Genomic DNA, 22,841 nt, shown 5'->3' on the forward strand with positions numbered 1-22,841 from the left:
ATCAAAAATTTAGCTATGAAAGGGCCAACACGCTCTATTGAATTGTAATAAAAAGTAAAAAGCCATATCAAGAGGATCTGATATGGCTGATTTTTATGATGTAATGTCTTTTAATGCCAGAGTATCTTAAAAGATAAACTGGTATAAGAAACCGGCTCCCATTGCCATACCTAAAATCACAGTTAGAAAGGCAATAATCATTTGGTTTTTGAAGATAGATTTCAATAAAATTACTTCAGTTAAACTTGCACCAGCACTGCCAATAATTAATGCCATAACTGCTCCTAGGCTCATCCCTTTTGCTGCTAATGCCGCACTGAGAGGAATAACCGCTTCAGCTCGAATGTACAGTGGAATACCAATAACTGCAGCTACAGGAATAGCAAATGGGTTATTTTCACTTGCCACTTTAGCGACAAATTCTGTTGGCATAAAACCGTAGATCATCGAACCAAGAGCAATACCGCCGATTAAGTAAGGTAATACTTTTTTGAAATCACTCCACGTGCTGTTCCAAATTTTCATCCATTTGCTTTGAGGTGCTTTTTTCTCTCCGCCACAAGTAGAACCACAGCATTTTGGTTCGGGTGCAAGGTAAGCACTTTCTTTTACGTATTTTTCAAAACCGAGTTTTTCTAATAAGTAACCAGCAATAACCGATATACCCATTGCAATCGCAAAGTAGAAAACGGTCACTTTAATACCGAAGGTAACCGCGAATAACCCAATAATAATAGGGTTAAGTAGTGGACTTGCAAATAAGAATACCATCATGGTACCAAACCCCGCTTTTGCTCTAAGTAACCCTTTTAAAAAAGGGATCGTTGAGCATGAGCAGAATGGAGTAATAGCACCTAATAAACCCGCAACAAAATACCCTCTGCCATTTTTTCCACTCAAGATACTTTGGATTTTTGAAGGTGGAATATACTCCTGCAAAACGCCAACTAGATAACTAATTAAAAGGAAAAGCACGGTTAGCTCTGCGGCTAAAAATGCAAACATATTAAGGGTGTCCATCACCATGTCTTGTGTAATTGTGAACATAACTCTAAATCTCTATATTTCTGGAATAATCGAAATATACACTTTTCAATTAGCATGATCAACATATTTCTAGTAATATCGAAATATAAATTTAATGAGGAATAAATAATGGATATCGAAATTATTGCTAAAGCATTGAAAGAATTAGGACATCCGACACGTTTGGCTATTTATAAAGGGGTTGTACGTGCGGGTTATCAAGGAATTGCAGTGGGTGGATTACAAGAAAAATTGAATATTCCAGGTTCTACATTGTCACATCATGTATCAGGATTAGTCTCTGCAGGCTTAATTACACAGCGTCGGGAAGGGCGTACTTTATTTTGTGTTGCTGAGTATGAAAAACTCACGTCGGTGATTGATTTCTTGCAAGATGAATGCTGTTTTGATGAAGCTAGTGAAGCTAATGCGGATAAGTAGTTAATACAAAAAGGAATAATTAAATGAATGTTTATACTCAATTTGAAAGTCCATTAGGTCTTGTGACTGCTAACGCGAATGATGATGGCTTACTTGGTGTTTGGTTTGAAAGCCATAAAATGGAATTAAGTGATTTTGGAACGCGAGCAGATGATCATCCTATTCTGAAACTTACCGTTCTTCAGTTACAAGAATATTTTAGTGGTGACCGTCGTGAGTTTTCTATTCCATTAGCAGCCAAAGGAACGGAGTTTCAAAATAAGGTATGGAAAGCACTAACCACAATCCCTTATGGTGAAACATGGTGCTACAAAGATCTTGCTATTGCGGTAGGTAACCCAAAAGCATCTCAAGCCGTGGGTGGTGCTAATGGCAAAAACCCTATCTCTATTATTGTTCCTTGCCACCGAGTGATTGGCAAAAATGGTAGCCTCACTGGATATGCTGGTGGTGTTGATATTAAACAAGCATTATTAGAGTTAGAGGCGAAATCGTAATATAAAGTTAATTTGCTTCTTTGAGGATCTCATAAGGGCGATCTTGTGTCGTCATCATGGGAGATGATCTCAATACTAATGTCGGTTCTAATAAGTACTCTAATGGTTTGTTGATACAACTTTGCTCTATGTGTTCCCCTTTAAGGGCATCAAGCATTAATTCAAAGCCACGAAGAGCTATTTGATGCATCGGTTGGTGAACACTAGAAAATCCGAGTGATTGTGCAATAAAGGTGTCATCAAAACCAACTATCTCGACCTGTTTAGTTAGATTAGTGTTATTAAGCAGGTTATACACATGACTTGCTGAAATATCATCAGAGCAGAAAAGTGCTTCTAATGGTGTATCTGAGTTTAGTATGTGGTCTTGTATGAACTCTTTCAAAGATTCTGCGGTATATGGAGTGAGAATACATTCCCCGTTAAGCTTTCTGCTTTTATTTAATAAGGTATTTTGAAAACCAATAAAACGGTCAGATTGTTGGCTAGTACTGCCAATAAAGCCAATACGTCGATAGCCTTGTTTAATAAAATACTCTGCGACTAAATTACCACCATGCTTATGATACGTTCCAATACTTAAACAAAGTGGTGAAGTCACCGTTAATAAGATCACTGGAAATGGCAGGCTTTGAAGAGGGCGAATATGTTGCTCTTTTAAGGAGCGAGGAATAAGAAATACGCCATCCACATTATGATGTTTACACTCTTCTAAAAATGTCTGTTCAAGTTTTAAATTATTACGACTGTTGAACAGCAGAATACTGCGCCCGTGTTTATATGCTTCCTCTTCTAGCACATCAATGAGTTTAGCGAAAAATGGATTGCTCATGTTGCGTACAATTACACCAAACAGCTTGGTTGCTTTTTTTCTCTTAGGCTCCGGTTTTTGGTAATTGAACTTAGCAATAGCGGCTTCTACTGCGTGTCGTGTAGCATCAGATACCTTGTCATTGTTATTGATCACTCTTGATACCGTAGCGATAGAAACGCCTGAATATTTTGCAATGTCTCTAATGGTCATTTTATATTTCTTAAAAGGTAACTTGGTGGTAGCGTTCATCATACGATTATTTGTGTAACAAGTTTTTGTGTTACATCACATAATTCTAGTCAATATATATAAATGATAGGTTACTTATCTATTGGTTCTTGTGAATAGTTTCTAAAGTGAATGCGAGACTCTATTATCAACTCAACAAGTTAATGATTGGGTATCACCGTGGATTTAGATAAATATAAAACGATTAATCTTGCAACGGAACAAGACAATGAAAAGTTTAATACTATTCGTGGCAATACAGTATATCGACCACAATTACATATTACGCCACCGCATGGATTATTAAATGACCCAAATGGGTTTTGTTATTTTAATAGTGAGTATCATTTATTTTACCAGTGGTATCCATTTGGTACTTTTCATGGCATGAAACATTGGATGTATTTAACATCGAACGATTTATATTCTTGGAATGAACACGGAAGTAAAATAACGCCAGTAGAAAAGTATGAATCACATGGCGCTTATTCTGGTGCGGCTTTTGTTGAGGATAATTCTGCGTATTTATTTTATACGGGTAATGTGAAAAATGGCGAAGAGCGCGATGCAAATCAGTGCTTCGCTATTTTAGATAAAGAGAATCAAGTAACAAAATCAGAGCACAATCCAATTATAAAGTCGTTCCCTAAAGGGTATACGGGCCATGTAAGAGATCCCAAAATCATTAAAGACGGCGACGTTTACTACATGCTGCTTGGAGCTCAAAGAGAGGCTGATTTAAAAGGGTCTATCATTGTTTATTACTCTGATAACTTAGTTAATTGGGTATTAAAAGGTGAACTGTCAATTGATAGTGATGCGGATTTTAATGAAGCCTATATGTTTGAATGCCCAGATTTACTTGAAGTAGACGGGCAAGACGTACTTATCTTTTCTCCACAAGGTATTTCACCAAAGCAGGAGCGATTTCATAATCGTTATAACGTCGTGTATTGCATTGGTCACATTGATTGGGGAGCACTGACCTTTATTGTGGATCATTGGGATGAACTTGATCGTGGGTTTGATTTTTATGCTCCGCAAACAATGAGCAACAACCCAAATGAACCAACATTAATCGCATGGGCAGGAACAGACGATGATTTACCATCAAAACAATACGGTTGGATTAACTGTTTAACGGCACCAAGAAAACTATCGATTAAAGAGAATAAACTTTATCAAGAATTAGAACCAATTAATGAATGTAAACTGAATTCGGTATTAGTAAATGAAAATATAACGGCGGATAAAATAATTAAATTAGAGTCATTGTCCTTTTTATTAGATATTGATTTTAGCCAAGCTGAAAATATATCGGTGATTATTTTTGATGACTTTAATAATGAGTTTTTATTTACGGTTGATAATGAAAGTAAACAACTAATACTAGATAGATCAAATTATGATCATAATGAAAAAGAGTATGAATTTGGTTCAATTCGTTCTTGTTCATTAACTAAAAAAAGTGAAAATCTGACGTTATTTTGTGATCAAAGTATTATCGAAATATTTTCAGACCAAGGATGTAATGTATTTACGTCACTGTTTTTCCCATCAAAAGGAAACCAATACTTAAAAATAACTTTTGATGAGCCTGCTGAAATAAAAGCAACCCTACAATATGTGAATGGAATTTAGGTATAACATTATGAATTATGACGCTATTACCAATGAGATACTGGATAGTATCGGTGGAATCGACAACATTAAAAACGCTGAACACTGTGCAACACGCTTACGTTTAATTTTAAAAGACAACGATAAAGTCAATGTTGATGAAGCCAAAGCGATTGAACAGATCAGTGGTTACTTTTATCAATCAGGTCAGCACCAGTTTATTATTGGAACGGGTAAAGTTACTCATGTTTATAATGCATTAAAGCAGAAGCTAGGTGGTGCAGCAGAAGGTGGTGATTTTAAGCAAGACGCGTTCTCGGATATGACTGCAAGCCAAAAAGTGGTTCGTACTTTGGCGGATATTTTGGTTCCACTTATTCCTGCGCTTGTAACAACAGGTTTGTTAATGGGTTTACGTGGCATGCTTCTGCATTCGGGTGTGGAATTCTCACCTGAGCTATTGGCACTGTTTAGCATGTTAACCGATACCGCTTTTGCCTTCTTACCGGTATTGATTGCTTTTTCTGCCTCGAAAAAATTTGGTGGTAATCCAGTTATTGCAATCGTAGTTGGTTTGATGATGGTTGCACCGCAACTGCCTAATGCATGGGCGGTAGCAAGTGGTGGTGCAGAACCGATGATGGTCACTCTATTTGGACTCTCTTTCCCATTAGTTGGTTATCAGGGGACGGTATTACCTGCTATTTTCGCTGGTTGGTTTACGTCTTATCTTGAGCGTAATTTAAGAAAATATGTACCAACGAGTATGGACTTAATTGTTACGCCGTTTGTGACCATTACTATTGCGATTGTGGTTATCTTGTTTGGCTTTGGTCCTTTACTGCAAAGTATTGAGCATGGTTGTACATCGTTAGTACGTTCGGCACTTGATCTTCCATTAGGTATTGGCTACATATTATATGCTGCTTTCCAACAAATGATTGTAATTACTGGTCTTCATCATGCTCTGGGTGTGATTGAAATCGGTCTATTAAATGACACTGGGTTGAACCCACTGCAACCATTAGGCACTGCATCTATGGCGGGTCAATTTGGAGCAGCTATTGCGGTAGCAACGCTATTGAAAAACAAACAGAAAAAGAGCAATGCTTACGGTGCATCAATGTCGACATTGTTTGGTATTACAGAACCACTACTGTTTGGTGTAAACCTTCAATACGGCAAAGTATTCCTGTTTGGTATGGTTGGTGGCGCTGTAGGTGGCTTGGTCACTTATGTATTAAATATCAGTGCAACAGGTATGGGCATTACCTTTATCCCTGGTATCTTATTATATTCACATTCACTGACTGCGGTTTTGGGTTACTTAATGGTGATCGTAAGTGCATTTGTAACCGCGTTCATGTTAACTCGAATTTATAATCCGATTAAAAGAGCAAACTAATTTAGCGATTAGAACCCCGATAGTTTGGCGTCGGGGCCTTTTTAGAGTGAAAAAAGATGAATAAAGTATGGATAACGGGTGATGCCGTAGTGGATTTGATCCCTGAAACATCGACAACTTATTTAAAATGTCCGGGTGGTGCGCCTGCAAATGTGGCGGTAGGCATTGCTCGTTTAGGTGGTGATTGTGCCTTCTTTGGTCGTGTTGGAGAAGATCCTCTGGGCCGCTTTATGCATGAAACACTAAGATCTGAAGGGGTAGATGTAACCTATCTTCAGCTTGATAAAGCTCAACGGACTTCTACTGTTCTGGTTGATCTTGATGACACTGGTGAGCGAACCTTTACTTTTATGGTAAAGCCAAGTGCTGATCAATTTGTTGAAAAATCGGACGTACCTTCTTTCTCATCTGGTGAGTGGTTACATACTTGTTCAATTTCACTGGCGAATGAACCCAGCCGAAGTTCGACATTATATGCATTGTCTTCGATTAAAGCGGCGGGTGGTTTTGTTAGTTTTGACCCTAACTTACGTGATGAAGTTTGGAAAGATCCATCCGAGATTAAAGATGTTGTGATGAAAGCCGTCGCATTAGCAGATGCAGTAAAATTCTCTGAAGAAGAGTTACTGTTTTTAACTGATACTACGGATTTGCAACAAGGATTAGCGTCTATTGCATCACTGAATATACCTTTAGTAGCGATCACTCTAGGTGCTAAAGGTGCATTAGTTGTATTTGAAGGTAAGCAGCAAGTTATTACTGGTATCTCTGTCGATGTCGTAGATACAACCGGTGCAGGAGATGCTTTTGTTTGTGGCCTTATCGCTCTGTTAGCTCATTATTCTGATTGGAAACACATAGAGGTGATTGAAAAAGCCATTGGTTGGGGCAATATTTGTGGTGCATTGGCGACAACTCAAAAAGGAGCTATGACAGCGCTCCCTACTCTAAATTCATTGGTGGCTTTAGACTGTAAAGATTAATCATATAATCAATTATAAAGGAAAGATAAGCAAAAAAGTGGTTTTCTTTCCTTCCGATTGAACGGAAATATCGCCGTTATGTAGGTTAACAATTGAACGTACAATAGTTAAGCCTAAGCCTGCTCCTGTGCTACTTGAATGTTGTCTGGATTTATCCGCTCGATAAAAGCGTTCAAAAATAAAAGGTACATCTTTATCAGGAATCTCATCACCTATATTTGAGATAGATAACATGATGTTACTCTGGTTTTCCTTAATCTTAATTTGAATATCGCTATCGGGTGCAGAGTGACGTATAGCGTTAGAGAGTAGGTTATTTGCTACGCGTTGAATCATGGATTTATCACCCCAAAGAGATCCATTCCCTGAGAGATGAATCGTTACTCCTGTCTCTTCAGACACAATGCTGTAATACTCAATAATAGGAGCGAAGAGTTGTCCTAAATCTAATTGCATGTTGTCTTTTAATAGTAAGTCATTTTCGGATTTAGCAAGATACAAGGTATCGTTAATGGTTTTGTTAATGCGTTCTAATTCTTCTAAGTTTGAAGATAAGATCTCTTGATATTCATAAGGTGTTCTTGGTTGCGATAAGGTGACATGAGTCTGAGTCATAATATTTGAGAGCGGCGTTTTTAATTCATGAGCGATATCAGATGAAAAATCGCTGAGTCGTTCAAATCCAAGTTCTAACCTGTCCAGCATTTGGTTTTGTATTTTAGCAAGTTCAATTAGCTCATTAGGTAAGTGTTCATCGGATAACCGAATGCTTAACTTATTTGGTTGCACTTGCTTGATTCGATCTTGTAAATATTGCAGAGGTTTAAACCCCATATTTACGATGATAAAGCTGTAAATGAAAGAGAGGAGACTCGCGATACTAATTGACCATATTAAAATGCCTTTTAGTCTCTTATTGAACTCGATGTGGTGATCAATATTAATACCAATAAGCAGTCCGGTATAATTATTCTCGTTTTCTAGTGGGTAGTAGAGTGTTCGAAATGTACTTCCAGCATAAGTCCATTCGTTGATTTTTTTTGATTGTTTAAAGGCGCTGTCATTTGGGATGACATTGGTATTTTGTGTCAAGGTGCCATTATCATTGGCAATCCAAATATTAATACCACGACTTTTCAAGGAAGCAAAAATTTCATCACTTGTGATGCCTTCATTTTCCAATAAAACGAAAATGGAAGTACGGTTAGCATTAATTAAACGAAGGTCTTCTTCATAAAAATGGGATTGGACAAGGTATTGAATGGCAAAGCCTAAGCCAATAAAGACAAATACTGAAGTAGAGAAAAACATTAATGTCAGTTTTAGTTTCATTGATAAGTAATGTTTTTTCATATAATTAGCATTCGTCCATTTTATAGCCCATACCGCGAACCGTATGAATCAGTGGCGTGTCGTAGGGCTTATCTATTTTAGCTCTAAGTCGTTTCACTGCGACATCAATGACATTGGTATCACTATCAAAATTCATGTCCCAAATCAGGGAGGCGATTGTTGTTCTTGATAATACTTCCCCTTGTTTACGCATAAACAGTTCGAGTAATGAAAACTCTTTCGCTGTAAGGGTAATGTTGTCTTGGTTTCTTGTTGCGGTTCGTTTTAATAGATCCAGTTGTAAATCAAGTAAGACCAATTGATTTGATGATGAAGCTTGTGATGTTACAGATTTTGCGCGAAGGGCATTTTCAATGCGGGCTTTTAGTTCAGCAAAAGCAAAGGGTTTAATAAGGTAATCATTTGCTCCTAACTCAAACCCTTTAACTCTATCGTCAATTTGATCTTTGGCGGTGAGCATAATGATTGGCGTATCATTTTCACAATTGCGTAGTGTTTGTAGAATTTGCCAACCATTTAGCTTAGGTAACATGACATCTAAGATGATTAAGTCGTATTGATTGGTGGTTGCGTTATATAAACCGTCAGCACCATCTTGTGATAGGTCAACAGTATAGCCAGATTCTGTTAACCCCTTTTTTAGGTATTCTCCTGTTTTAGTTTCATCTTCAATAATAAGTAGTTTCATATTCTTACTTCTTTAATGCGTGGAGAATAATCAATGGTTATCAATACAATATAGACGTATCGTTCTTAGATGACACGTTGATTTAAATAAAATAACATAAAAAATTAGTCATTTGAGTTGCGTTCTAGATAATGATAATTCGCATGAATTAATCCGGTGTATTGTATTTCCCCTTGCATATTCATTGTTTCTTGAACGGTAATATAGCTATCATCATCTAAGCCAATGCTTTGTGTTGTTGTTGATTCAAATGATGCGACTTTTAGGGCTTTTTTCAGTTCTTTTGGTGTACTTTTATCTAATTGATTTAATTTTGTTAACGCTTGATTATAAGCCGCTTGTTTTGTTGATAGGTTATCAGTGTGAATTACAGTACTGTTACTTTTGCTAATGTAATTACCGCTTGTGATTACTGGATTGGCCATTGCGCTTGAGCTTGCAACAATAATTAGAGTAGTTAAAGCAAGTGATTTGAATGATTTCATAATAGACTCCTTAATGAGCTTTTCTTGTTTAAGTAGGTTCATCATAATCAAGTGATGGTGACAACAAAGGGTCTATTGAATGACATTTTTGTCATCTTTATTTTTGTGTTTTTATCATTGAATTGAATTCACGGTTGCACTCTTAATTACTCAAGATTAGAATGCGAACGATTTTCATTTGAATGGTAAATAAACGTGTCCCGTATTTTAGTTGTTGATGACGACATTGAGTTATGCAATTTATTGCAAGAAGTATTACAAGATGAAGGCTATGATGTCGATTGCGTACATTGTGGTGAAAGTGCTCTTGAATTTATTCAAACGCACTCCATTGATCTTGTTTTGCTTGATGTAATGTTACCAAAGCTAGATGGTTACCAAGTGGCTCGTCGTATATGTCAGCGTTTTGCTACCCCAATTCTTATGCTTACGGCTTTAGGCGATGAAGCGTCTATGCTTGATGGATTACAAGCGGGGGCGGATCATTTCATTGCAAAACCTTTTAATGTGCCAGAGTTGCTTGCAAGGATCACAGCGATTTTACGTCGTGTAGGACTTGAACGTCAGCGTCAAAGCTATGTAGGTGCAACAGAAGATTTAGCGGAACAATTCTTACGTCTACCTTTAACTGAAACGGAATCAGAGTTACTGCAATACTTAATTAAAAATACGGATGTTGTTGTATCTAAAGCCGATTTACAAACCAATATTTTGAAAAAAGAGTTATGCCCATTTGATCGTAATTTGGATATGCATATCAGCAATATCCGCCGTAAATTATTGCAATCAGGCTTATCGAAACAGCATATAAAAACGGTTCGTGGGCGGGGTTATAGTTTTATTAAAGTGGTTAATGGGTAGGGAGAATGACGTTGCTTCGATGGTTTGAGTCGTGTCCCTCTTTTATTTGTAAATATAAAAATGGCCTAGCATTCCGTTTATTTAGTGCTTTTGCTGTGAGTTTATTTTTAATTATCTCTTTGCAGAGCTTGGCCGAAATTGCGTTGATGAAATCCATGCTCCGTATTCCTAGCTCTATTCAGACTAAAATGTTGGACTTAGCTGATCAAGCTAACATTTTAATAGAAGAAGGAGATATGGATGAGTTAGCGGATTGGGCGAGCGCGCAAGAGTATTATTTATTTGTTTTGGACCAAAATAATCGTCCAATTACTCACCGTGATATGCACCCTCACTTTGAGTTTAAACTGAAACTTTTACGTCCTTTAAATACGCAATTGGATAATGAAGTTAATCAACCCATTATTGGTATTCCATTAGAAAAAGGGTTAACTATTGTGATTCAAATGCCGTATCAATATCACCCAGCTAAAAATTTCCCTCTTTATTTTGGGATTATTAAATTAGTTATTTCAGTATTGATATTAGGGTTGTTCTCTTGGGTTATTGCACGATATTTACAGCGACCTTTAGATAAGTTGAGAGAGGTTAGTCATAAGCTTGCTCAAGGTGATTTTGACGTAAAGGTGAGTCACGAAATTGGAAATTCGGTTCGAGAGTTCAGTGAATTAGCTCATGATTTTGATAACATGACACATGAAATTCACTCGTTAGCAGAAAAACAGCAGCGACTTATTCGTGATGTTTCACATGAATTAAGAACCCCATTGGCTAGACATAATCTTGCACTTCATTTATTAAAAAAGAAGGTTGATCCTGATTATATTCATTTAGTTAACCGTTTGGAAAATGAGTCTAATGAGATGAATGATTTAGTTGGAGAAATCTTAGAATTTAGTAGATTAGAGAATTCTCGCTATAATACTAAACTAGAGCCTGTATTGCTTGAAAGCTGTATTTCCGCACAAGTGATTCAAAGCCGTATGGATTTAAAACCTGCACAATGTTTGGATTTTATCTGCTCTAAAGAAGCTCCAGTTGTTCATGCTGAGCCTCGCTTAGTAACTAGAATGGTTAAAAACTTAATAACCAATGCGATTAAGTACGCTGGCGATAATGCATATATTCAAGTGGTTATCACAGAGTATCGAAGCCGTGAGAAAAACCATGTGGCAATTATTGTTGAAGATAATGGTCCGGGCATACCAGAAGATCAGCTTTTAAATATATTCTCACCCTTCACACGTTTAGAGTCGGCAAGAGATAAGCAATCAGGCGGTTATGGACTCGGCTTGGCTATTGTAAAAGAATCGATGTCCGTAATGAAAGGCCGAGTTGTTGCGGAAAACCGTAAAGAAGGCGGTTTAAGAGTATCGTTGTTGTTTCCTGTTTAGTATTGTTTTACAGATTAGATAAAAAGAAACCCGAGTGCGAATGTACTCGGGTTTTTTATTTATTAAGGCTTATTTATTAAGGATTACCCATTCATTGGTGGAGTAAATGCCGTTAATGTTGGTGCAACACCTGTGAATTTTTCAATTTTCACTACACCTGAGTTACCACAGTTACCGTTACCTAGACGTGATGTTGGTATATCCATAGTTAATACGTTTGGACCACCGTTTTTACACATACCAGTTTTAGGATCTAAGTCAGGCCATGCACCTTCATGGATACATACACTGCCTTTTTTGATGCCATCAGAAACATGAGCACCAACCAAAACTTGACCACGTTGGTTGTAAGCGCGAACTAAGTCGCCATCTTTAATACCACGAGCTTTAGCATCTTCTGGGTGAATCGTAATTGGTTCACGATCTTGGATTGCATACTCTTTACGAAGATCAGCATAGTTAAATTGACTATGTAAGCGGTGTGCAGAGTGCGACGTCATTAATTGAAGTTCGCCATCTGTGTAGTTGAACATCCACTCTGTTGGCTCCATCCATACAGGGTGTGGAGGACAATCATCTAACTTAAAGCCTTCGATGGTTTTTGAGAAGATTTCAATCTTACCACTTGGTGTGCCTAGTGGGTTCATGATTGGATCTTTACGGAAGTCACCAAAACGAACAAACTCGGCATTCTTCGCATTCCATTTCATTTCGATAAGTTGGTTCGCTTCCCAGAACTTAGAGAAATTCATCATAGGAATACGTGCATTACGACCGCCTTGTTGTGCTGTTTTATAGAAATCACGAAGCCATTCCATCTCCGTTTTATTTTCCATGTACACATTACGGCCACCTGGTTTTAGATGTTCAGCCATATCTGCGAAAACATCTAAATCGTTACGTGCTTCATGCTGTGGTTCAACAACTTGCTTCATTGGAACAAGGTGTTGGTTAGAGTAATCACCAGTCATCGTCATGTCATTACGCTCAAATGAGGTAGTAATTGGTAACACGATATCTGCGTGTTTAGCAGCAGCAGTCCAATATGGTTCTGAAATAACGATCAGTTCAGGTTTTTGCCACGCTTTAATTAAACGGTTGGTATCTTGGTGGTGTGTAAAGTTTGCACCGCCTGCCCACCAAATCATTTTTAACTCAGGGAAGGTTAATGTATGACCATTGTGTTGAAATTGAGAGCCTGGTTTTTCTAAACATTCAACAATACGAGCAACAGGGAAAGCCGTTACTGAACCTTGAACTGCCCAGTCGTTACCTGCCGATGAACCACCGCCTAATGACGCTGACATTGCTGGTAATACACCTGCATCACGTGTTGGGTTACCGCCATTAGAGTAGTGGTATGAGTAACCAAAACCACCGCCCGGTAGGCCAACTTGACCAAGCATAGAAGCAAGAACGGTTAACATCCAGTGGCGCTGTTCACCATGTTGTTGACGTTGCATACCCCAACCAGCCATAAGCATTGTGCGGTTTTCTTTGAAGATTTTTGCCAGCAATTCCATCTGTTTTGCTGGTACACCACAAATCGCTTCTGCCCATTGTGGTGATTTCTCAATACCGTCTTCTTTACCCATTAAGTACGCTTCAAATTGATCGAAGCCGACTGTGTATTTAGAAAGGAACTCAGTATCGTGCTGCTGTGTTTTCACTAATTGATGAGCAATACCCATCATCATTGCCACATCTGATTGCGGGTTCGGTGCAATCCATTGTGCATTATCACCAAAGAATTCAGCGGTTTCTGAACGCATTGGGTCAATAATGATGATAGTTTTGCCTGATTTTTTCAGTTGATGGAAAAACTCAAGACCTTGTCCGTCTGTTGAAGACCACGCAATTTTTAGTGTGTTTAATGGGTTAAGACCCCATAGCACAACCACTTCACTGTTTTCTAAAATTACCGGATAAGTGGTTTGTTGCTCATACACTTCGATAGAGCCAACAACGTGCGGCATGATAACTTGAGCTGCACCTGTTGAGTAATCGCCTAAGTGGCCAGCATAACCACCAGACATGCTCATGTAACGTTGCAGTAGGGTTTGTGCTTTATGTAACACACCACTTGAACGCCAACCATAAGAGCCGGCAAAAATAGACTCAGGTCCGTTTTCTTTACGAATGCGCATATGTTGTTCGTGAATTAGTTTGTATGCCTCATCCCATGAAACACGTACAAACTCATCACTACCACGAACACCTTGAGGGTTGCTTGGGTTTTCTAAGTAACCTTTACGAACCATTGGGTATTTTACACGAGCTTTTGTATAAACTTGCGATGGACCCGTTTGTTGTAAGCTATTAGGTACGGTTTGAGCTAAACCACTTTTGGTTGATAGCAGTTCGCCATCTTTTACTTCACAAAGTAATGGACCCATACGACCAGCAGTTAAAACCAATGAATCTGTGCGACCAGCAGTAGCGGCATTAACAGATAAAGGAGCGATAGACGTAATCGCTAGTGCACCAGCTGATGCACCTGCGCCTTTTAAAAAGCCGCGACGAGAAATGTTAGTCATAGTCACTCTCTCTTATTTGTGATTAGCCACGTCTTTAGCGTGGTTTTGGAAGAATTTAGTTAGGATTTCTAGGTTAAGTGCTGAAATATCAGTACGTGCACCCATGCTTTTAGCTACAGGACCCCAAGAGTTCACTGTGAAGTGATTTGCTGGAATTTTGGCATGACATGTTGAACAGTACACATTATCAAGCTCTTCAGCGTAGTCCCATAAAGGTTGGTTTGAAGCTAGAACAGGAGCATCGATTGTGCCTGTTAATTCGGCGCTGCGCCATTCATTGCCGTAAGCATCGGTAGTTGCTTCACCCAGAGTCAATGCTTTAATGCCTTTTTCTGTTAGTGTCGCGATGATTGAACGTTGGCCTTCACCCATGTAAATAACTGATTCAGCCCCTTTCATTTGGAAGCCTGAAACCGTTACCGTACGAGTTTCATCTTTTGCACTCACTGTTGTAAGTTCAACCGTAGGGTTGATGATGGCAAGATCAGACATCTTAATATTTTCAATAGGGTAAACTTTTTCAGCATCAAGCTTGGTGTTCTTCGCCATATCAAATAAATGATCGAATGCAGACGTATCTAACTTAGCTTGAGGTGCAAAGTGAGCAACACCTTTGTGGCAGTCGATACAAGTTTGGTTGTTTTCTTGTCCATAAGCGTGCATTTTTTGTGCACTTACTGATTGGTCATAGGTTTCCATTGCATCAAAACTATGACAAGAACGACATGTCGCTGAATCATTTTCACGCATTTGTTCCCACACCGTTTCAGCCATAGCTAAACGATGTTCTTCGTATTTTTCATCTGTATCAATTTTACCAGTAACGAATTCATGATAGATGTCTTTAGAGGCACGGATTTTCGTAATTAAGTAATCAATAGGTTCTTGAGGAATGTGACAGTCTGCACATTCAGCTCGAATGCCTTTTTGGTTACTAAAATGAACGGAACCTTGATATTCATGCAGTGGTTTTTCCATCGTATGGCATGAAACACAAAACTCAGTACTAGAAGTGGCGTGGAGAACTGCTTGCGTACCGCCAAAGGTTAACCAACCAATGGCAATACCTACAGCAGCGATTAAAGCGATATAGCGTTTGTTCATAATAATGATCCTTAATTTAGCCACATTCTATGTGTGGTCAATCGCAATATTACCACTTTGGGGTTAACGATATATAAGTAAAAAATAAAATATTTCAAAAAGTGTAATCTAATGCTCAAAAATGAGAGTTCTATTAATAAGCTGTTTTATATTTCATTGCCGTATTGATGAAAGTCTGTTCATTAATTGTTGAACCTTCAGTTTGATTTTGTTGAAAAGTATTTTTTATGCGTAACGCCATCTTTACCTTTCTTTACGAATGCAAAGAATGTAAATTTAATGCAAATGGTAACAATTATCATTTATATTCCATCTCAGATTTTTATCACCCTTAAATAAATGTTTGGAGATAATGGAATATGTTTTCTAAAAGTCAGTTAGCTCTTGTTATTAGCGCCGTTTTATCAACGCCTTTTGCTTACGCTGAAACAGATGCATCAACAACTGATGAGCACATGGTTGTTACTGGTCGTGACTATGGTTACAAGGCCGATACAAATTCAAGCTCAATGCGAATGGAGGCAACTCAATTAGAAACTCCAGGACAAGTTAGTGTTATTGATGAACAACTGATTGATGAACAACGTGCAAGTACGCTTGGTGAAGTATTGAAGAATGATTCAAGTATTGGTGCTGGCGCAACAACGCGTAATCGTGAACAATTTACGTTACGTGGTTTTGAATTAAGCAGTAGTTCAGGTTTTTTGCGTGATGGAAAACAGCATTGGTCCCATTATCGCCAACCAATTGAATTATTAGAGCGTGTTGAGATATTAAAAGGCCCTTCTGGTCTGTTATATGGTCAATCAGCTCCGGGTGGTTTGGTTAATATGGTTGCTAAAAAACCTACCTACGAAACTCAAGTGAGTGTGAGTCAAGATCTAGGTTCAAATAATGATTCTCGAACAACTGCAGATGTAAGTGGTGCATTGAATGATGACCAAACATTACGTGGTCGTGCTATTGTATCAAAGCAAACTTACAACTCATGGCGCCAATACAGTGATGGTACGGTTCCATCTACAGAGCGTTTTGTTGGTGGTTTATTCTTAGATTATGACATTAATGATGACATCACTGTGTCATTCCATTATGACCGTACAATTGATGAAGGTAGTGTCGATTCTGGTGCTTACATTAAAGATGGTAAAACGGTTGTTAATGATAAATACATTTGGGATGCACAGTGGTCAAAAATCGAAAATGATGTAGAAAACATTGGTATCGATGTTGCTGCAAACTTAACTGATGTATGGCGCATTAACGCAAGCTTTAATCACCAAGACTTTAATCGCCATGACGTAGAGAGCTTCCCTAAAGAAGAAACTTATAACCCAGCAACGGGTGAATATGTTCAAGGCGGTAGTGATCGTAAAGATAACTGGGTATTTAAAACAGCAAGTATTGATTTAATCGGTGAATTTGATGCGTTAGGCGTAAGCCACCAAATGCTATTTGGTAGTAACTGGTTAGGTTACCGTTATGACCGTTTAGAGTACTCATTTAATAGTTCTGTAGGTCAAGTTGGTGAGCCAGCTCCTGCTCCAGAACGTAATCCAAATAAAGATCCTAGAGATACAACATCTAAGTACGATACATGGGGTTTCTATGCTCAGGATATGATTACGTTTAATGAGCAATGGCAAGCATTAGTTGGTGTTCGTTTAGACCGTCAAGTTGAAGAAGGCCTAGCAGAAGAAGCAGTATCACCTAAACTTGCGATTATTTACCACCCGATGGATATTGGTTCTATCTATGCAACGTATTCTGAAAGCTTTGAAATGCAAGGTGAAGTATCAGGCAGTGAATACGTGAATGACGGCCAAAAACTGGATCCTTTACGTGGCAAGTTGTATGAGCTAGGTACTAAATGGGAATTAATGGATAACCAGCTGTTTGTATCTGGTGCTGTATTTGATATTACCCAAGAAAACTCAACGATTGATGTTGATTTAGGTGGTGGTAAAAAAGAAAAAACACAATCAGGTGAACGTGTTCACCGTGGTGTCGAGTTAGCGATGCAAGGCTTTATTACCGAGCAGTTATCGATGAGTGGTTCAGCAACTTACCTAGATGCTGAATATGCGAAAGATGAGAAATATGAAGGTAACCGTCCTGCGGATGTGCCTGAATATACTGCAAGTGTATGGACTCGCTATGCATTTACTAATAGTACCGATGCGAACTTAGGCGCTATTTATGTTGGTGAGCGTTACGGTGATGCAGCGAATACCTTTAAAAAAGATGGCTATGCACGTTTCGATCTAGGGTTATCTCATACAATTAAGTATGACCAAGACTTAACCTTTGTCGCTCGCTTTAATGTTGAAAACTTGTTTGATACTGACTACTTAGCAGGTGGTGGTTCAACTGGTAAGGGTGGTTACGCAACCGATGGGGCATCGAATGTTGTTATTGGTGAAGGCCGAAACTACATGGCGACACTGCAAGTTAAATACTAATTTATTGTAATAAAAATAAGGGAGGCCTCGGTCTCCCTTTAGTGCGTTTATTTGAATACAAATTTTTAAGAGATTGTTCTTAAAAACAAACAGTTAAGAAATTGATAAATATGAATATTCTAAAAACCAGTATCGGTATTGCATTAGCAACCGTGATCACAACCGCTCAGGCTACTGCACTTGATCAAGCACGAGTAATTGAAAATAAATCAAATACTTCTTCAGCGATAAGCCAGCAAAAAATCGATAAAAGTGCAGAAGCGACATTAGCTTATAAAGCTGAAATTGAGCAGCTTCAAGAAGAAGTGAAAAACTTGGCTGTGTATCGTGATCACTTAACGGGTTTAGTGAATAGTCAACAGCAAGAGATGGTAAGTTTAAATGACCAAATTGACACCATTAAAGAGACCAGACAAGGCGTTGTTCCTTTAATGTATAAGATGCTATCTGGTTTAACGACATTAGTTGAACAAGATAAGCCAATTAAAACAGAAGAGCGTTTACATCGTATTGCAAAGCTTGAACATATGATGACAAGAGCGGATGTGAGTGATGCAGAAAAATATCGCCGACTTCTTGAAGCCTATCAGATCGAAATGGATTACGGCACAAAGCTAGGTACATACCAAACGCAGATCATTGTTGAAGATAATGAACAAATTGATGCTGATATGCTGCATTTAGGACGCGTATCTTTACTTGCTCGTCGCCTTGATGCTTCTCAATATTGGAGTTGGAATACGTACACCAACCAATGGGAGGCGCTGGACGCTGAATTTAATGATGATTTAGCAAAAGCCTATTCAGTTGCTTATAAGCAAGTTGCTCCAAGTTTATTGACTCTGCCTGTATCTTTATCACTAAAAGAGGTGAAATAACATGACAATTAAGCCACTGATTTTAGCTATTTCACTGCTTGGTCTTTCGATTAATACGGCGACAGCAAACACTGAATTGTTGAAAGAGACAAAACAAGCAAGTCATGTACAAAAGCAACATGATGCACAACGAGAGTCTGGTTTTAAACAAACAGAACAAAGCTTAAAAGCTCAAAGAAACGCGTTGATTGCGGAGCGTAAAAAGCTGCAAAAAGAAAGCGATCAATTAAGTGCTACCTTCAGCAAAAATGAAAAAACACTCGCAACATTAGAGCAGCAACTGCACTTAGAAACAGGCAGCTTAGGTGAACTGTTCGGTGTGGTAAGACAGACTGCAAAAGACGTGAATGCAGAGTTAAAAAACTCGATGTCAGGATCTGAAAATAATAAATATAATCAGTTAATTGCTGATATCGTTGCAGCGAAATCTTTGCCATCTATGACGCAACTAACGGGGTTATGGCAAACCATGGCTCAGCAAGTTAATGCTAGTTCAGAGCTAGAGTTAACGACAGTTACCATGATTAATGGTTCTGGCCATCGTCAATCTATCAATGCTTATCGCTTAGGTAATATGGCACTGGTTGGTGAAGGTGGTTTTTTGCAGTGGGACAATAAAAAGCAAGTTGCGACTTATTACGCTCAACAGCCAAAACTGACACCGACAACGACGATCTTATCTGAGATGCCAAGCAAACATGTCATCATGATGGCAAGTGATCCTTCACGCGGTATCATGCTAGAACAATTAGCGAATACGCCAACAATGAAAGAGCGTCTTCAAGCGGGTGGCGTGGTTGGTAAAATCATTATTGGCTTATTGCTGATTGGATTGATTATTTCATTATTTAATGGCGTGAGATTGTTTGTTATTCGCCAACAAATTAGAAAGCAATTAAAACAGCCACAAGAGCTTGGTCAGAATCCATTAGGTCGTGTGCTTGCCGTTTACGATGCAGAAAAACAACGTTCAGTTGAAGCATTAGAATTACGTCTATTAGAAACCATCGTTGATGAGCAGCAAGGGTTAGAAAAAGGGTTGTCTATGCTTAAACTATTAGCAGCTTTGGCTCCAATGTTAGGACTTTTAGGTACAGTTACTGGCATGATCGAAACATTCCAAGTGATTACACAGTTTGGTAATGGTGATCCAAAAGTGATGGCGGGTGGTATTTCGATGGCGCTAGTTACTACGGTTTTAGGTTTAGTTGCGGCAATGCCACTATTACTTACGCATAATATTTTAAGCTCACAAGCTGAAAGCATTCGCACTATTCTTGAAAAACAAGGTCTAGGGCTAGTTGCAGAACAAGCTGAAAAAGCAGTGCAGCCTAATGCAATGGATATGGCAGCGTAATGACGGCTTTTCTTTCACATTTTATGGCTCAAGGCGGCCCCATTTTATGGTGGTTGGCCGCAGTGGTTGCATTGTGTTGGTTATTGGTTATCGAGCGAATTTTTTTTATATCGTTTAGTTTTCCAATACAACGAAAATTATGGGTTGAGCAATGGCAGCAGCGCAATGATCATGAATCTTGGTATGCCAAGACCATTAGAGATGGGTGGATCAGCGAAGCTCATCTGCAACTAAATCAATATTTGAATTTCATTAAGGTATTAGTGGCAATATGCCCTATGTTAGGTTTGTTAGGTACGGTTACTGGAATGATCTCTGTGTTTGACGTCATGGCAAATCAAGGAAGTAGCCAACCTAAATTAATGGCATCAGGTATTTCATTAGCGACATTGCCAACGATGGCGGGAATGGTTGCAGCCTTGGCGGGGATGTTTGTTCATGCTCGTCTCGCTAAAATTTGTCGTCGTAAAGAGCACCAATTAGAAAAAGCATTAAGGAGTCAGTCATGAGACTTGGCCGTCGTTCTTCACATCAAGAAGAAGCACAAATCGATTTAACGTCAATGTTAGATATCGTCTTTATTATGTTGATCTTTTTTATTGTTACGAGTTCATTTGTACGTGAATCTGGCGTAGAAGTTAATCGTCCTCAAGCTAGCAATGTATCAAGCCAAAAAGACGCGGGTATATTTGTGGCTATCACTGCATCAAACGATATTTTTATTGATAAACGCATGGTAGATGCTGAACGAGTGCAAGCAACCTTAGAGCATTTATTACTTGAACAGCCAGAAGCATCATTAGTTATTCAAGCGGATGAACATGCGTATAACGGTACGGTTATTAAAGTGATGGATGCAGCGAAAGGTGCTGGTGTTAAAGGTATCGCTTTAGCTGCGGAGAAAGGCTGATGTGGCGTTTATTTTTAGCTTTACCAATCGCGATATCCATGACGTTTGGCATATTCACATTCATGGCGTGGATGGTAGACAACGGTATTCAAGATAAGCCTGAAAGCAGTGAAACGGTTCGTTTTGACATGGTGATGACAGAGCAAGAACAAGATGTACAGCGTCGCCAACGCCGTGTGCCTGAAAAGCCAGATACACCAGAGCCTCCACCACAAGCGACCCCAATGGCAGCTCAAACTCAAACGTCAATGGCGGCACCACAGAGTCCAATGCCACTGATTGGGTTGGACTCAAGTATTTCTGGTTTAGCTATTAGTGCGCCAAATTTTGCGGACTTTACGGGTAATCAGCAAGCTATGCCATTGTATCGTGTTGAACCTCGTTATCCTTCTAAAGCGATGAAAAGAGGAGCTGAGGGCTTTGTTGTTATGTCGTTTACGATTGATGAACAAGGTCGTCCTACTGACGTAAAAGTAACGGACGCAAAACCACGTAGAATGTTTGAAAGAGAAGCGGTTAAGGCGTTGAAAAAATGGAAATATCAGCCAAAAGTGATTGATGGTAAAACCATTGCTCAAATCGGACAAACCGTGAAATTGGAGTTTACATTAGCAAAATGATGAAATTTATCTTCCTTCTTTTTAGCGTTGTTTTGATGTTCAGTGGATTTGCTCAAGCGCAGCAACTAACCCAATATAATGCGGCAAAAGTACAGCGCGCAATTCAATTGCAGCAACAAGATAAAATAGTGAAAGCTATTGATGTTCTCACTGAGCTCTCACCATCACAGCCTTATGATAAAGCCTATGTGCAGCGAATGTTAGGTGTTTTTCATTGGCAAAATGGGAACAGTAAAGCGGCGGTAAAATACCTTTCAACTGCAGTTAACAGCCAGCAACTCGTTGATGAACAAGCGTGGGTAACACAGCGCATGTTAGCGGATTTATTATTAACAGAACAACGGTTTAAAGAGGCATTACCTCATTACTACCAATTAACGAAAACAGTACCCGAAAATCAAAAAATAGGGGACTTATGGTTTCGGATTGCTCAAACACATTATCAAATCTCACAGTGGGATAAGGTGTTATCTGCATTAAATAATCATCAAAAAGTAGCGAAAATTCATAAAAAACAAGACAAAAGACAATTGTTGGTTTTGAAGCTTGGTGCGCAATTACAACGTAAATATTGGAAATCAGCGATACCAACGTTAACCGCCTTGATTGAATTAGAGCCTGAGCAGGCGGGGTGGTGGCAGCAATTATCAAGTATTCAGTTGCAATTGAATCAACCAAATAATGCGCTGGATACCTTGGTGTTAGCACAGCGTCAAGGTATTGTGTTAAGCCAATCTGAATTGAAAATATTAGCGCAGTTATATGCACAACGTGGCATTCCTGAAAAAGCGGCACAAGTGATGGCGCAATTAGCGGATTATGAAACAGATAAAGAAATAATAATTACGCAAGCAAGTTACTGGCAGGCCGCAAAAGAGTGGGATAAAGCGATTGCAGTTTGGCAAAAAGCCGCGCAGTTTGATGGTCAATATTATTGGCAAGTTGCTCAGCTTCAGATTCAAGAAGGGTATTATCAACAAGGGCTAAAAAGTCTTGATAAAGTAAAGGATTACAATAAAACCGATGATGTAGCATTAGCTAAAACTCGCGCTTACTATAAGTTAAATCAACTGGAATTAGCGCTTGTTAATGCTAAAAGAGCTAATGAGTTTAAGCCATCTAATGAAGCAAAAGGGTGGATACAATATTTGTCTCAAATGAGGCAGATTAAGGGTTAA

21 protein-coding genes are annotated in these 22,841 nt (G+C 38.7%); 14 read left to right on the forward strand and 7 right to left on the reverse strand.

Features of this window, described 5'->3' with window-relative positions:
- Positions 1–126: 126 nt before the first annotated feature.
- Positions 127–1,047, reverse strand: coding sequence for a permease (locus HC728_RS13190; protein WP_017019357.1), 921 nt, complete (start codon positions 1,045–1,047; stop codon positions 127–129).
- Positions 1,048–1,155: 108 nt separating this feature from the next.
- Here HC728_RS13190 and HC728_RS13195 point away from each other — a divergent pair, with 108 nt between their 5' ends.
- A complete protein-coding gene (locus tag HC728_RS13195) occupies positions 1,156–1,467 on the forward strand; it encodes a helix-turn-helix transcriptional regulator (RefSeq protein ID WP_017019358.1) in 312 nt (103 codons plus the stop codon).
- 23 nt (positions 1,468–1,490) lie between these two features.
- A complete protein-coding gene (locus tag HC728_RS13200; RefSeq protein WP_017019359.1) occupies positions 1,491–1,964 on the forward strand; it encodes a methylated-DNA--[protein]-cysteine S-methyltransferase in 474 nt (157 codons plus the stop codon).
- 7 nt (positions 1,965–1,971) lie between these two features.
- Here HC728_RS13200 and HC728_RS13205 read toward each other — a convergent pair whose 3' ends face one another.
- Positions 1,972–2,988: a LacI family DNA-binding transcriptional regulator gene (locus HC728_RS13205; protein ID WP_017019360.1), complete on the reverse strand. Its 1,017-nt coding sequence runs from the start codon at positions 2,986–2,988 to the stop codon at positions 1,972–1,974.
- Positions 2,989–3,186: 198 nt separating this feature from the next.
- Between HC728_RS13205 and HC728_RS13210 the strand changes: the two genes are divergently transcribed.
- Genes HC728_RS13210 through HC728_RS13220 form a run of 3 tightly spaced genes read left to right on the forward strand, consistent with a single transcriptional unit; the run spans position 3,187 to position 7,014 of the window.
- Positions 3,187–4,647, forward strand: a complete 1,461-nt coding sequence (locus HC728_RS13210) for a sucrose-6-phosphate hydrolase (protein WP_190395619.1) — start codon at positions 3,187–3,189, stop codon at positions 4,645–4,647.
- A 10-nt stretch (positions 4,648–4,657) separates the two neighbouring features.
- Positions 4,658–6,031: a PTS transporter subunit EIIC gene (locus HC728_RS13215; RefSeq protein WP_017019362.1), complete on the forward strand. Its 1,374-nt coding sequence runs from the start codon at positions 4,658–4,660 to the stop codon at positions 6,029–6,031.
- A gap of 56 nt (positions 6,032–6,087) precedes the next feature.
- Positions 6,088–7,014 (forward strand): aminoimidazole riboside kinase, encoded by a 927-nt coding sequence (locus HC728_RS13220; RefSeq protein ID WP_017019363.1) that lies wholly within the window; start codon positions 6,088–6,090, stop codon positions 7,012–7,014.
- A gap of 12 nt (positions 7,015–7,026) precedes the next feature.
- Here the strand turns inward: HC728_RS13220 and HC728_RS13225 are convergent, their stop codons facing one another.
- The 3 genes from HC728_RS13225 to HC728_RS13235 form a co-directional block, all read right to left on the reverse strand.
- Positions 7,027–8,367 carry a heavy metal sensor histidine kinase gene (locus HC728_RS13225; RefSeq protein ID WP_190395620.1) on the reverse strand — a complete coding sequence of 447 codons (1,341 nt, stop codon included), beginning with the start codon at positions 8,365–8,367 and terminating at the stop codon, positions 7,027–7,029.
- Between the two features lie 4 nt (positions 8,368–8,371).
- A complete protein-coding gene (locus HC728_RS13230) occupies positions 8,372–9,055 on the reverse strand; it encodes a heavy metal response regulator transcription factor (protein ID WP_017019365.1) in 684 nt (227 codons plus the stop codon).
- A gap of 104 nt (positions 9,056–9,159) precedes the next feature.
- Complete coding sequence (locus tag HC728_RS13235) at positions 9,160–9,540, reverse strand: DUF3316 domain-containing protein (protein WP_054775476.1); 381 nt, start codon at positions 9,538–9,540, stop codon at positions 9,160–9,162.
- Between the two features lie 195 nt (positions 9,541–9,735).
- On the opposite strand from HC728_RS13235, the gene HC728_RS13240 reads away from it, so the two are divergent.
- Complete coding sequence (locus tag HC728_RS13240) at positions 9,736–10,401, forward strand: response regulator transcription factor (protein WP_005421996.1); 666 nt, start codon at positions 9,736–9,738, stop codon at positions 10,399–10,401.
- A 5-nt stretch (positions 10,402–10,406) separates the two neighbouring features.
- Positions 10,407–11,795: a sensor histidine kinase gene (locus HC728_RS13245; protein ID WP_190395621.1), complete on the forward strand. Its 1,389-nt coding sequence runs from the start codon at positions 10,407–10,409 to the stop codon at positions 11,793–11,795.
- Between the two features lie 83 nt (positions 11,796–11,878).
- On the opposite strand, the gene HC728_RS13250 is transcribed toward HC728_RS13245, so the two are convergent.
- Positions 11,879–14,332 carry a molybdopterin guanine dinucleotide-containing S/N-oxide reductase gene (locus HC728_RS13250; RefSeq protein ID WP_012535262.1) on the reverse strand — a complete coding sequence of 818 codons (2,454 nt, stop codon included), beginning with the start codon at positions 14,330–14,332 and terminating at the stop codon, positions 11,879–11,881.
- Positions 14,333–14,344: 12 nt separating this feature from the next.
- Positions 14,345–15,442, reverse strand: a complete 1,098-nt coding sequence (locus HC728_RS13255; protein ID WP_026029330.1) for a NapC/NirT family cytochrome c — start codon at positions 15,440–15,442, stop codon at positions 14,345–14,347.
- A 353-nt stretch (positions 15,443–15,795) separates the two neighbouring features.
- On the opposite strand from HC728_RS13255, the gene HC728_RS13260 reads away from it, so the two are divergent.
- From HC728_RS13260 to HC728_RS13290, 7 genes are all read left to right on the forward strand, one after another.
- Complete coding sequence (locus HC728_RS13260) at positions 15,796–17,898, forward strand: TonB-dependent siderophore receptor (RefSeq protein ID WP_190395622.1); 2,103 nt, start codon at positions 15,796–15,798, stop codon at positions 17,896–17,898.
- 110 nt (positions 17,899–18,008) lie between these two features.
- On the forward strand, positions 18,009–18,776 hold the full coding sequence (locus HC728_RS13265) for a DUF3450 domain-containing protein (RefSeq protein WP_065622875.1): 768 nt from the start codon (positions 18,009–18,011) through the stop codon (positions 18,774–18,776).
- Position 18,777: 1 nt separating this feature from the next.
- On the forward strand, positions 18,778–20,133 hold the full coding sequence (locus HC728_RS13270; protein WP_190395623.1) for a MotA/TolQ/ExbB proton channel family protein: 1,356 nt from the start codon (positions 18,778–18,780) through the stop codon (positions 20,131–20,133).
- Complete coding sequence (locus HC728_RS13275; protein ID WP_012534884.1) at positions 20,133–20,642, forward strand: MotA/TolQ/ExbB proton channel family protein; 510 nt, start codon at positions 20,133–20,135, stop codon at positions 20,640–20,642. The genes HC728_RS13270 and HC728_RS13275 overlap by 1 nt, the downstream gene beginning before the upstream one ends.
- Positions 20,639–21,043 carry a biopolymer transporter ExbD gene (locus HC728_RS13280; protein ID WP_011263091.1) on the forward strand — a complete coding sequence of 135 codons (405 nt, stop codon included), beginning with the start codon at positions 20,639–20,641 and terminating at the stop codon, positions 21,041–21,043. The genes HC728_RS13275 and HC728_RS13280 overlap by 4 nt, the downstream gene beginning before the upstream one ends.
- Positions 21,043–21,663 (forward strand): energy transducer TonB, encoded by a 621-nt coding sequence (locus HC728_RS13285; RefSeq protein ID WP_065604541.1) that lies wholly within the window; start codon positions 21,043–21,045, stop codon positions 21,661–21,663. The genes HC728_RS13280 and HC728_RS13285 overlap by 1 nt, the downstream gene beginning before the upstream one ends.
- Positions 21,660–22,841: a hypothetical protein gene (locus tag HC728_RS13290; RefSeq protein ID WP_190395624.1), complete on the forward strand. Its 1,182-nt coding sequence runs from the start codon at positions 21,660–21,662 to the stop codon at positions 22,839–22,841. The genes HC728_RS13285 and HC728_RS13290 overlap by 4 nt, the downstream gene beginning before the upstream one ends.

The organism is Aliivibrio sp. S10_S31 (assembly GCF_014694495.1).
Classification (GTDB): domain Bacteria; phylum Pseudomonadota; class Gammaproteobacteria; order Enterobacterales; family Vibrionaceae; genus Aliivibrio; species Aliivibrio fischeri.